The organism is Neobacillus sp. NPDC093182, assembly GCF_044754045.1.
Map to the genome: position 1 here is coordinate 124851 of NZ_JBIVOI010000002.1, position 12374 is coordinate 137224.

At 38.1% G+C, this 12374-nt stretch carries 9 protein-coding genes and 1 pseudogene; 1 reads left to right on the forward strand and 9 read right to left on the reverse strand.

Going from position 1 to position 12374, the window contains the following annotated elements; translation table 11 throughout:
• Positions 1-125 precede the first annotated feature (125 nt).
• The 5 genes and pseudogenes from ACIQAA_RS05205 to ACIQAA_RS05225 all read right to left on the reverse strand — a co-directional run bounded on the left by ACIQAA_RS05205 (position 126) and on the right by ACIQAA_RS05225 (position 5721).
• Entirely contained in the window at positions 126-1469 is a 1344-nt protein-coding gene (locus tag ACIQAA_RS05205) for a NosD domain-containing protein (RefSeq protein WP_402615905.1), read from the reverse strand.
• Positions 1470-1632: 163 nt separating this feature from the next.
• The gene (locus tag ACIQAA_RS05210) at positions 1633-2520 is read right to left on the reverse strand and encodes a carbohydrate ABC transporter permease (RefSeq protein ID WP_402615907.1); all 888 of its coding nucleotides are present in this window, start codon (positions 2518-2520) and stop codon (positions 1633-1635) included.
• Between the two features lie 20 nt (positions 2521-2540).
• Positions 2541-3434, reverse strand: coding sequence for a carbohydrate ABC transporter permease (locus ACIQAA_RS05215; protein ID WP_402615910.1), 894 nt, complete (start codon positions 3432-3434; stop codon positions 2541-2543).
• A 100-nt stretch (positions 3435-3534) separates the two neighbouring features.
• The gene (locus tag ACIQAA_RS05220) at positions 3535-4869 is read right to left on the reverse strand and encodes an ABC transporter substrate-binding protein (protein ID WP_402615913.1); all 1335 of its coding nucleotides are present in this window, start codon (positions 4867-4869) and stop codon (positions 3535-3537) included.
• A 31-nt stretch (positions 4870-4900) separates the two neighbouring features.
• Positions 4901-5721 (reverse strand): annotated as a pseudogene (locus tag ACIQAA_RS05225) (glycoside hydrolase family 172 protein).
• Between the two features lie 481 nt (positions 5722-6202).
• On the opposite strand from ACIQAA_RS05225, the gene ACIQAA_RS05230 reads away from it, so the two are divergent.
• The gene (locus tag ACIQAA_RS05230; protein WP_402617071.1) at positions 6203-6658 is read left to right on the forward strand and encodes an MFS transporter; all 456 of its coding nucleotides are present in this window, start codon (positions 6203-6205) and stop codon (positions 6656-6658) included.
• 296 nt (positions 6659-6954) lie between these two features.
• Here the strand turns inward: ACIQAA_RS05230 and ACIQAA_RS05235 are convergent, their stop codons facing one another.
• From ACIQAA_RS05235 to ACIQAA_RS05250, 4 genes are all read right to left on the reverse strand, one after another.
• Positions 6955-7512 (reverse strand): hypothetical protein, encoded by a 558-nt coding sequence (locus tag ACIQAA_RS05235; RefSeq protein WP_402615916.1) that lies wholly within the window; start codon positions 7510-7512, stop codon positions 6955-6957.
• 392 nt (positions 7513-7904) lie between these two features.
• The gene (locus tag ACIQAA_RS05240; protein ID WP_402615919.1) at positions 7905-9710 is read right to left on the reverse strand and encodes a carbon starvation CstA family protein; all 1806 of its coding nucleotides are present in this window, start codon (positions 9708-9710) and stop codon (positions 7905-7907) included.
• Positions 9711-9865: 155 nt separating this feature from the next.
• The gene (locus ACIQAA_RS05245) at positions 9866-10603 is read right to left on the reverse strand and encodes a LytR/AlgR family response regulator transcription factor (RefSeq protein WP_402615922.1); all 738 of its coding nucleotides are present in this window, start codon (positions 10601-10603) and stop codon (positions 9866-9868) included.
• Positions 10596-12362 (reverse strand): LytS/YhcK type 5TM receptor domain-containing protein, encoded by a 1767-nt coding sequence (locus ACIQAA_RS05250; RefSeq protein WP_402615925.1) that lies wholly within the window; start codon positions 12360-12362, stop codon positions 10596-10598. Before ACIQAA_RS05250 ends, ACIQAA_RS05245 begins: the two co-directional genes overlap by 8 nt.
• Positions 12363-12374 lie beyond the last annotated feature (12 nt).

Genomic DNA, 12374 nt, shown 5'->3' on the forward strand with positions numbered 1-12374 from the left:
GTCTACAACAGCATCGCTAGGAAGCACCCCAAAAATTAAATGACAAAAGAAATAATTCAAGTGTCCGACTTGCAATTGAAACTTTGGAACAAAAACTACCACAAATACATAGTTGAATATATTATTTATGCTCCTGGCGTTGGAGTGGCTCTGAATGCATTTACATTCTTGTCCATAACAACCTGTGCATCACTTCCCGAATCAAGAATCGTATTTTGAAGCGATTCTTTTTCTACCAATACTGTTGTTACGGTAAGCGGCTCTGATGCTTCGGTAGTCAACAAGGCTTCTACTTGCGCAGAGAAACAAGAATCACTTACCTTGGCATGAACCTCCGTGGCAACAACATGATTATTAGAAATATAATTTCCATTACCCGAAACAATACGTATGATTACAGGTGTTGCACCTACCGGCTTGATGTTCTGAGTATTAATTACTTCAGAAAAGTGATTAGCAATTACAGAATTATTATTGCCACTGATATAGAGGAGACCATACAAATCATCTAAACCATTGTCTATTCCCAGAAAAGGAGTCCAAGGTTCATGGTCACGTAAAAAGTGATTTGAAGAAACCAAGTTTTCCGAACAATTTTCCCTGAATACCACCATTCCTGGATAAAATGAATGAAGTCTATTATTTGTGATACTAGAACGTGTCACACCATCAAAATAGATACTGCTCGCACCTCGTGGAAAAACGTTATTCGCTGTAATCAAAAGTCCACCAAAATTTTGAGCGTAAATTGAATATCCTTTAAAACCGGCTCCTATCAAGTTATCGGTTATTTTTGAAGCCTGTCCCCAACCTCGTAGTTCTATACAGTTACCACATTCAGCTATGAAATTATCATGTATAGTCAGTGCATCTGCATGATAAATAGTAATTCCATGCTCTAAATACACAAACCCCATGCCTGTAATCCGAAATGAGTCACAAGCACTTGCAACATAAATACCCGTTTTCCCGTTAGTGTATGTGTTTTCCGGATTTGTTTCTCCTGAACCATCTTCATTAAAATGCAAACCATCAATACAAAAGTCAGAAAACTCTACCGAACTTATTCGGGGATTTCCACTTCGTTCAACATAAAATGCAGCTCCTTTATATTCCTCGTCATTTACTTCTAGGGGAATATCTACGAGTATGCGACTTCCTCCCGGCCACAATTCATGCAAATCCGCCCATTCATTCTCAGATGTATTAAAACGAATACTCGAAGATGTAAACCCGTGTCCAGAACCCATAATTTTAAGATAACTGATGTCTATAACTACTTGACTGCCAAGATGATAATCTCCCGGTGGAATATAGATAACCGCGCCCGGCTTTCCGCCTTTATTCACATCAGTGTCGGTTTGCCTACTTTTAATATCTGCTATAATGCTATTGATTACCTCACCAATATCCTCATACGGATTACCGACAGGCCACTCTGTTACGTCGTAATAATTTTTACTAGCCATAAATAAATTCTCCTATCAATTAAGTGTGTTTGTTCATAAACTACTTTTTCCTTGATATAGCTGGAGCCATGGGGACGGTTCTGGTGGTTCTAAGCTTTTGTTAGAGTGACCATTAGAACCGTCCCCATGGACACCTGCCTTTTTTTCATTCAAAATCAAGTCGTTATTCTTTTACTGCTCCTAAAGTCATGCCACTTACAATATAACGCTGTACGAAAAAGGAAAATATCATAACAGGCAGACTAAATGAGATGGCAGCGGCAGTCATTGGCCCTAAATCAAGATTATAAGCAGTTAAAAATTCTGAAATTCCTACTGTCGCCGTTTTGGCATTCGTACTGGTCATGAGTAACGAGAACAAGAAATCGTTCCAAGCTAACATAAAAGTAAAGATAGCAGTCGTTGCCAGTCCAGGAAGTGACACTGGAAGAATAATTCTGATAAAGGCCCCGATCCAGCTGCATCCATCCACCCTAGCCGCTTCATCAAATTCTTTTGGAACCGAGTCAAAAAAACCTAACATTAACCAAATGGCAAATGGGACATTTAAGCTGGTATACACCAAGATTAAGGCAAAATGGGTATCAATCAATCCCATACTTTTTACAATCATATACATCGGAATCGCAATACTAATCATTGGTACCATTCTGATCACTAACGTAAATAACAAAAAGTAACTTCCTGTTATGGAGGAAAACCTAGAAATCCCATATGCAGCCATGGCACCAAAGAATACACTTAAAATGGTGCTAGCACCGGCGGTTATTAAGCTATTAAAGAAATATTTTCCTATAGGCAAATAATCGAACATTTTAACATAATTTTCTAGTGAGAATTTCGAGGGCCATAAAGTCGGTGGTACCGTAACTGCCTCAGCGGATGGTTTCAATGATGTTAATAGTAGATAGATATACGGGCCTAAGAATAATAAAGCTAGTAAGCATGTGACCACCAATACCATCAGCGTCCATATTTTATGTTTAACATGAAAATTTGCAAACTTTACTGGTTTTTTAAGCATCGTCTCTTTTATTGGCATGTGGGTCATTATCTATTTCACCTCTCCTATCATGATGAATGTCTTCTCCTAGGTGACCACATCTTTGTAATGAAGAAAGAACTTAATACTAATAATATGAGGATAAAGATGACTGCCATGGCACTTGACTCCCCAACTTCTCCATAACGAGTCAATGTCTTATACATATAGGTACTTAACAATTCGGAAGAAAAGCCTGGCCCCCCTTGCGTTAGCACCCAGACAATATCGAATGTTCTAGCAGCATCAATAATGCGAATTAATAAGGCTACTGTTGCTACTGGGATAAGAGAAGGAAAAGTAATATATCGGAACTTATGCCATTTATTGCCCCCATCAATTTCAGCAGATTCATATAAACTATTGGGGATTCCTTTTATACCTGCTAATAGAACGAGCATAATGAAAGGCGTAGTTAACCAGATGTCTGCGATAATCGTCGAATAGAGTGCAAAACGGGAGTCTGATAACCAGAGTATTTGATGCGGGTCAGAAAGTATGCCTAGTTTATAAAGCCCCCAGTTGAAAATGCCGAATTGATCATTAAGCATAAATTTCCATATAATACCTGTAACTAAAGGTGCCAGCATTAATGGACTTAACAATAGGGTCCGAATAAATTGGCTTCCTTTAAACGCATTACTTAGTAGTAAAGCAAGGATAAGCCCAATAAAAAACTCTAAACCCACCGCTACTCCTATATAAACAACTGTGTTCCAAAGCGCTTTTAAAAAACGTTCGGAAGTTAAAGAGTTTGTATAGTTTGCGAAACCAACAAATTCTCGTAAGGAAGGATTAATTATATCAATCTTATAAAAGCTGTCTCTGATTAAAAGAAAGATTGGATAGACCAGAAACACCAGCATAAAGATCCCCGCAGGAAAGAAAAAGATTGTCGATAATGCCCCATTTTTCAGTCTCATGAAAACCTCTCCTTTCTACTAAAATGGTAACTTATATTTATTAGAACCTCTCCATGGATAAACAAGTAGCATAAAGAGGTTCTATTAAAAATGTTTCAGTTTATTGTGGCGGCAATAAATCTTTGATTACATCCGCTGCCCAATCAAGTGCCTCTTGAGGTGTTTTTTCTCCTGAAAGTGCATATTGCACGGCTGGAATAAGGGCTTCACTTTCGATTTCCTGCCATTCATTAATTGCAGGACGATTTTGTGTTTGAGGTCCGCTTAATGTCGTCATCAGCGGTTTCAAATGTTCATAGCCTTGCTGTGTGCTATAGCTTTCAAAAACAGATTTTCTCGCTGCTACACCCAAGGACTTCATAAATAGTTCATTCTTTTCATAAATGAAGTTGAGGTACTCTTTGGCAATTTCCTGCTTTTTGGAAGAACTAGGGATAACCTGATACCATGGCCCTGGTACAGCACCTATTCCTGCTTCGCCGCCAATCATGGGTGCACTACCTACTTTTCCTGCTACCTTTGATTGTTTAGAATCATTCGAAGGGACATAGAAGTGACCCCAAGCGAGCATCATAGCAGATTTTCCATTCCAAAATAGCTCAGAAGTTTCAGCAGATGCCATTTCAAGTGCACCTGATGGAACTGATTGATCTTTCTTCAAAAGGTCAACTAAAAATTGTAAAGAATCAACATACGGTTTCGTATTAACAAGAACTTTGCCATTGTCACCAACTACCAATGGTTTCGCACCTGCTTGGGCTGCATGATCAAGCCAGCTAGCTACCGCATCCCCATTGTTGGCACCAAATACCGTAGTTCCATACATATCCACTTTTCCATCATTATCGGTATCTTTAGTAAAGAACTTGGCAACATCACTATATTCATCCCATGTCGTTGGCGGATGTAAGTCATATCCATACTTTGCTTTGAAATCTACTTTATTCTTTTCATCCTCGAAAAGATCTTTACGGTAAATTAAATTTTTGGCATTCGTCCATACAGGCATTCCATAAACCTTATTCTGATAACTTCCGCCTTCAACTAATCCTGGGAATAAATCATTTTTTAGGTCATCTGTCATGAGATCCTCTAATTGTAGAAGTCCGCCAGCAAGAGCAGGAAACCAAAGAATATCGATAGTTGCAACATCAAATGCTCCTGCCTGTGAAGCTACTTCAGCCTTAAGTTTGTCATAGACTCCGGTATATGGAACGGATTCAATTTTAACTTCGTAGCCTGTTTCCTGTTTAAATTCCGCTGCTGTTTCTTTTGCAACCTTAAAGGCCGGGCTTCCACCTTCAACAAGAACCGTAATGGTTTTATTATCACCTTTTGTTTCGGAACTTCCTGTTTTTTCTTCGGAACAAGCCGATAAAAAGACAGATAATACAATAAATAATGAAACAATCGATAGGATTCCTTTTTTCTTCACCTTAACCAGCCTCCTTAATATTTGATGAAAATTATTTATCCCACAAACCATGTTCAGGCCATCTTCTTGGAAGACGATCTTTTACTGGAGGAAGCTCTGGAAGTGGATTATGAGGCTCAAGTTGATACCAATAAGCAACACTAGAATAATCATTGCCTTGATCATTTGCATGACCATGCTCAATCGTAGCACGAATCGATTTATTAAAACGGATTGGATCTTCAATATGAAAACGGTAAAGGCTCCATTTCCCAAAGTGCTCTTGGACATCGCTTCCCAAAGATACTCCATGATAAGGACCGGCATATTCACCACTTGGGAATCCCCAAGCTGCATTAAAGTAGTCTTCTGTCCCTGTACCATGAAGGGATGGCGGCCATTCTTCCCCATCAATGAAGAACATGTCATCTCCCTCACATGGCCATGTATACTCTTGATTAGAAGCCAAGTAGCGTGAAATCTTCCTATATCATCAGGAATTTGGTCCTTGCTGTCATATGCTTCATAATCTACATAATAGAACAAGTTCTCTACTTTTTCTTCACTTTCATTGAATAATTGGATTTTCGCACCATCCGCAAATGGCATCGGAAAATAACAGTTCATTGAGGCTGCAAATGGTCCTTTAGGGCCTCTTTTCTCCCCCATCACCATACTTAATGGAAGGGAAACATAGTGCTTACAAGTAGCATGTCCTATTCCAAAGAAATCACCAAAAGGAACTCGTACACTTGGATTTTCCTCCCCATCCCAATACATCTCGAGCACAAGCTTTCGTAAATATTGAGGGGCATAGCATCTTGTTGTCATCCAAATATGTTTGATACATCCTGCTCCTTTGATATCAGCCATTACGGCCGTTGCACCAGGTTCTACTACAGCAAAATCTCTGTTTCCCCCTGTGCGGTCTTAACTAGATTCACGTTTTGAACTTGCATTCTTAATAAATGGTAATCCTCCTAATGGGCTAGTTGGTTGCCAAACATTCATTGATCATTCTCCTCCATTGTTACAATTCTTTTTAAACGCTTGTTAACGGTTACATTTTGAAATAAACATGCTTAAACTTTTATTTTTTATTGCCCCCTCTTACGTTTTTGTAAATCTTCTTTACACTTTTATTGTAATTCCAAATATATTTTTATAAAATTCTAACTTTTTTAGAAAAGGTTATATATATTTAGAACTTTTTCAATAACAAACATCCCAGAATAATTAGAAGCTTGTTCCACTTTTTTCGATGAGATGACAGGCACAGGGCATAAGAGATAAAGGAAACATGAAGAGCGAAAGCAACCACTTGCAAAACACATGACAGTCCCATACACAAATTATCGGATTGTCATTGGCAGCCTTGGGGCAAATCATTATTGGATTCGCAGGAAGTAACATCACGATGATTATTATTGGATGGACAGTAGCTTCACTGGGTACCGGTATAGCAGTTACTTTGCCTTTTGCAATGCTTTCAGATACTGTCGAATATGGTGAGTGGAAAAACGGTGTTAGAGCCAGCGGATTTTTGACAGCAGTGGGAATTTCTTTCTGTATTAAGCTAGGTGCGGGATTAGGCAGCTTTATTCCTTCATTAATACTAGGTGCTGCTGGTTATGTGGCAAATGCTGAACAAACATCTCAATCATTAGCAGCCATCAAGTTTTGCTTCACTTGGTTACCGGCAATTTTCTTTGCTGTAGGTGCAATTATTATGTTTAAATACATTAAATATGAAAAAAATGAAAGCAAGATTAGACAGGAATTGGAGGCAAGATTAAATACGAACGCTTAAGTTTTATACCATTTACTAAAATCTTCATAACCAATAGAAGAAGCAGGCTGCCCATTAACGGGTTCCTGCTTCTTCTTTTATAACTATCTGCAAGAAACACCCAACTTGTCCAGCGTGTACGTGGCAACACATGGGGTGCTTTTGTTTTGATGGATTTAATATATCCACGAAAAAAATTGCTCATTGGACAATGAATAAATTTCAGTTGATTTCTTAATTCACTCGCCCCTCGAAATCCTTTGACATATATCTTAAAAAAGCGATGAAGAGCCTTGAACGAACGTAGTCCTAAACTTTTAGAAACTTTTTACAAGCTTAATCTCATCATTTTTTGAGATGAATCCACTGATGCTTTCGAATTTTTTGTCTATTTTCAAATGATCTTGGTTCTCTATTACATATTTCATAAATGAACAACAAAAGAGCTTACGTGCTACTCTTCCTTTTTCACCAATTAAGTTGAACCACCCTTGTCCTACATAAAAAGGGTTCGTTAGCATTCTATCAACAATAAAAGATATTCTGTCATTTTCTTCATTTGTTTCAAATTCTGTTTTTGAGGAAAGAGCCAATACAAAATAGTTTTTAAACTTATCTAATTCAAGTAATTGAAGATGGTACCTTTCATGGTGCTTTATATTAAATTCTTTCAGAACCGTTTTAATACTTTTGTCAACATCTATTTCATATTTACCTGCATCTTTCCAAGTCGTTATACGCGAATTAAAAATAGACAGTGTCATGATATAATGTGAAGCATAATTTTTTGGATCAAATGATTCTTTACCATTTAACTTTTCATCGACCGGTGCAACAATAAATTTTTGATAGTCAGCAAAAAACTTTTCGTTCATACGGCATACCTTCTTTCATAAATTGTTTAGGCTGGATGAATAAAATGATTCCGATCCTTTTCTGTCTGCAGCTACCTGAGTTAAGGGAAGGTCTTCCTGGTGGAAAGAATCGATTGGTTTTCCTATTACAGTTTCATAATCGTATGTTTTTTGGTCAAGCTCTCGAAACAACTTAGACGAACTGAAGATACTAGTTGTTATATATATTCATTTTTAAAAAGTATTATCCTGCTTTTTCTTCCATGAAACTACATTTTTCACTTTTTTTAATCAAAAAGTCCCATTACTTAAATTATCTGGTTTCGGTTTCTTTAAATCAATTTCCGCAAAGCTTCAATGAGGAACTCCTAAAAAACAGCACCCATTCATTAATTCGAATGGGTGCTTGTTATTTATGCTACTTCTTTTTCCGATTGTTCTACTAATATATTTTGTGGAATCTTCCAAAGCTTAATCCATTTGTTGATTGAAGCAACCATAATTACAATACCAAGGATGAGCATGATAATGGATAGAATTCCGTTTAATACGCTGAAACCAGCATTATCTACATTGAAGTAGACGTTTTTAATCATCCAGTAGCCTGCAGTCATTACAGTTACAAATAGGTAAGCAAGCGGGATTAGACATGTCAGCATGTACCAGCGCTTTTCAGCAATTTTAAGGATTACTGTTGCACCGACAATGAGTCCGATTGAAGCCATTAATTGGTTCGATACACCAAATAGTGCCCAGACGGAACTGATGTCCCCTGAGAAAAGAAGATATCCCCAGACGAAGCACGCTAATGCACTGGCAAAGATATTTGCTCCTAGTGAATCTGTACGTTTTAATGGTTTAATAAAGTCTCCAAGGAAATCTTGAATCAGATAACGAGCAACCCTCGTTCCTGAATCAATCGCAGTTAAGATAAAGACAGCCTCAAATAGAATGACAAATTGGTAGAAATATGATGCTAATTTTGCGAAAAATGGAACTGCAGCGAAGATGTATGTCATTCCTACAGCGAGGGTAACGGCTCCACCTGTTCTTCCTTCAAGGTCCATTCCCACCTTTTCCTCGAGTTCATTAAGTTCAACGGTTTCCATTCCAAGTGTTGCGAATTTTTCTGGAGTTGAATTGATTGCAAAATAATCTCCCGGCTGTAAAGAGATGGCAGCAATTAAAGCCATAATTGCCACTAAGCATTCAACAAGCATTGCCCCAAAAGCTACACCTTTAATGTCGCCCCAGCGGCTGACCATCTTCGGTGTTGTACCAGAACCAACGAATGCGTGGAATCCTGAAATTGCTCCGCAAGCAATTGTAATCGAAATAAACGGCCAAACTGGACCAGCAACAACAGGACCGCCGCCATTAATAAAATCTGTAAAGGCAGGAAATTGAACTTCTGGGTTTACAATGAATACCCCAACAATCAACGCTGCGAATACCCCTATCTTCATAAATGTACTTAAATAATCACGTGGTGCCAGTAATAACCAGACTGGTAATGCTGCAGCAAAAAATGCATAGATTGGTAGTATAAGAGCAAGCGTACTTTTTTCAAGTGTTAACAAATCTCCTAACCATGTACCTTGAATGTTTGGTCCCCAAACAATGGCTGCCATGATTAGAATGAAACCAACAGTTGTAGCTAGTTTTAAATTGCCGGTCTTTTTATGATATAATCCAACACCCATTGCAATCGGAATGGTAATTCCAACTGCAAATGTTCCCCATGGGTTTCTTTCAAGTGCCCCCAACACAACCATTGACAAACCTGCCATAGTAATGGTGATAATGAATAACATCGCTAATCCTGTACAGAATCCTGCTACAGGACCGAGTTCTTCCTTTGCAACCTCTGATAAAGATTTTCCCTCTCTGCGCATTGATGCAAAGAGAACGACCATATCGTGGACAGCTCCACCAATTACGGCTCCAATTAACAGCCAAAGTAGTCCTGGTAAATAACCGAATTGTGCTGCCAAGATTGGACCAACTAAAGGACCTGCTGCAGCAATCGCAGCAAAATGGTGACCAAATACAACCCATTTATTTGTAGGTACATAATCTTGTCCATCTTCTAATTTCTGAGCAGGTGTAGGCTTTGAATCATTAAGCTTCAAAACTTTTGCCGCCATAAATGTGCCATATAAACGATAAACGATTAAGAGGATACATATTGAACCAATTACAATTGAAATCGCATTCATTATTTACTCCCCCTCCATTTCTTGTTATTAATAATCATAATTTTACAAAATGAAAACGTTTTTATTTTATTTTCACGATAACTTGCAAGAATGGAAGGGTGAATTGCAAAAACCGACAGGTGAAATACACGAATGGACATATGAAAAACAAAAATTTAAAATCCTAGAATCTGCTTTAAACCTTTTACATAGGTTCGGCTGACAGGTACTTTTGAGCCGTTCTTCATGATTAAATTATAGGTAGAGTTAAACCAAGGCTCTATTTCTACGATATAATCGATGTTTACAATAAAACTGCGATGAACACGAAGAAATTTGGTGTTCGTTAGCTTTTTCTCTAGTACAATGAGGGTCTCACTTACCTTGTATTTTCGGTCAACTGTTTCGATTATGCACTTACCCTCACTGGATTCTAAATAAACAATGTCAGCATAGGTTAACAAAATAATTCTTTCATCGACAAGGACGGCAATTTTTCCATTTTGGTTGTTATTCATAGAGGAATAAATGGGAAAATCCTGATCCCCAATTTTTTGCATCCTTTTAATTTTTTCCAGTGTTTTTCCGATACGTTCTTCATCAAAGGGTTTTAATATGTAATCCACTGCATTTAATTCAAATGCCTTTAATGCAAACTCATCGTAAGCTGTAGCAAAAACAATCGCTGGAGCTGGTTTAAGTTTTTCTAATTTCTTTGCTAAGTCCAGTCCACTATCTTCATCTAGTTCAATATCTAAAAAGACAAGATCTGGTTTTAGCTCAAAAATATCTGCCATGGCCTCCTCGACACTATCACTTTCACCTAAGGCAACCACCTGTTTGCTGCGAGTCAGCAAGTATTTTAATTCATCCCTTGCTAATGGTTCATCATCTACTATGTAAGCTTTAAGCACTTTGATCAACAACTCCTTTAGAGTCGAGCGGAATGGAAATCGTTACAGTTGTTCCACAGTCCACTTTACTTTTTATAGTTAAACAGGCTTTACCATTATAAATTCCTTTAAGACGTTCATTTATATTAAAAATTGCTGTACCATTTCCTTTTTTAGAAAATACAGTTTGTTTACCTAACACTTCTATCCTCTCCTCGGGAATGCCTTTTCCATTATCCGCAACAATTATTTGCAATTGATTATTTTCGGAAAAAATCCGGATGGTGATTCTCCCTTCAGATTTACTTCGAGGAAAGCCATAGTGAATCGCATTTTCTACCAATGGTTGAAGGGTAAACGGCGGAATCAGTACCTTTTCGAGACCTTGTTCAATTTGAAAATCTACGAGGTACTTATTTGGAAAACGGGTCTGTTCCAAAGATAGATAAGCCCTGACATTTGCCAATTCGTTCTCCAACGGGAGAAGCATCTGCCTGGCTCCCTGGAGATTTCCGCGAAAAAACGAACTGAGCTCCAACAGTAATTTACGCGCTTTATCTGCGTCTGTACGGCAAAGTGCTGAGATAGTATTGATACTGTTAAATAAAAAATGCGGATGAATTTGTGCCTGTAAGGCTTTAATTTCTGCATCTTTTAATAGCTTCGTCTGTCTTTCTGCTTCTGCAAGCTCCAGCTGTGTAGAAAAGAGATTAGCAAGTCCTTCTGCTAATTCCTGTTGGACTTTATCTAATTTTCCAGGCTCGGTATAGTACATTTTTAATGTACCAACGATTTTATTCTTAACCATTAACGGCAGTACAATGGCGGCTTCTAACGGACAATTTTTATGAACACAGAGAATTCCTTTCTTCGACCTCGCAATTGAAATCCTGCCGCCTTCGAGCACTTTTTTTGTCAAGCCCGTCTCCGGCTTTGACTTAGGAATATGGTGATCCGATGCTGCGCCGACATGAGCTAGGACTTGTTGGTCATCTGTAATGGAAACCGCATCAGCAGCGGTTAGTTTTAGCATAATGTCCGCTATTTCCCTGCAGGAATCGATATTTAAGCCTTGTCGAAAATACGGTAGAGTTTGATCAGCAATAAGAAATGCCTGGTTAGTTTGATTTGCACGTGTAAGTTCTTTATCACGTTTTATTGCCTTTATAATGAACATAAACAGCAATGTACCTAATCCATTGCCGAATATCATCGGTAAGCTAATGAATTGTACAAGACTCCACGCTTGTTCAAGCGGTTTAGCCATAACAAGAATGAGTAACATTTGTACGGATTCCATTATCATCCCGATCATGACAGCAAATCCAGCAGTGATTTGTTTCCCCATCTGTTTTCTTTTTTTCCCAAAGTAACCTGCTATAATTCCAGCTAGAATAGTAGAAATTGCACACGAGAATGCGGTGAAACCACCAAGAGTGTAACGATGAACTCCAGCAACCAGTCCTGCACCAACACCCACTATCGGGCCGCCAAGCAAACCTCCAATGACTACCCCCATCACTCTTGTATTTGCCAGAGCACTCTCGTGTTCTAGTTCAGAAAGCCACGTCGCTCTATTAATAGAATTATAATGAACTTCAACTCCTGTATAATTACTAATAATCCCAAAGGCACCAAATAGTAAAATAAGCAGGATTCTCTCATTTGTCTTGTGATTAGCTTGAATAACATGACGAAATGATCTCATTTGTGAAAGTAAAAAAGCAACTATGACAATGATACCGACTTTTTCAAGCATTAATGCTGTTAAATTTAACATTTTCTCCCATCC

Coding starts and splice junctions, on each gene's coding strand:
- ACIQAA_RS05215 (WP_402615910.1), bottom strand. CDS start 3,434: ATGAGACTGAAAAATGGGGCATTATCGACAATCTTTTTCTTTCCTGCG.
- ACIQAA_RS05240 (WP_402615919.1), bottom strand. CDS start 9,710: ATGAATGCGATTTCAATTGTAATTGGTTCAATATGTATCCTCTTAATC.
- ACIQAA_RS05205 (WP_402615905.1), bottom strand. CDS start 1,469: ATGGCTAGTAAAAATTATTACGACGTAACAGAGTGGCCTGTCGGTAAT.
- ACIQAA_RS05210 (WP_402615907.1), bottom strand. CDS start 2,520: ATGACCCACATGCCAATAAAAGAGACGATGCTTAAAAAACCAGTAAAG.
- ACIQAA_RS05250 (WP_402615925.1), bottom strand. CDS start 12,362: ATGTTAAATTTAACAGCATTAATGCTTGAAAAAGTCGGTATCATTGTC.
- ACIQAA_RS05235 (WP_402615916.1), bottom strand. CDS start 7,512: ATGAACGAAAAGTTTTTTGCTGACTATCAAAAATTTATTGTTGCACCG.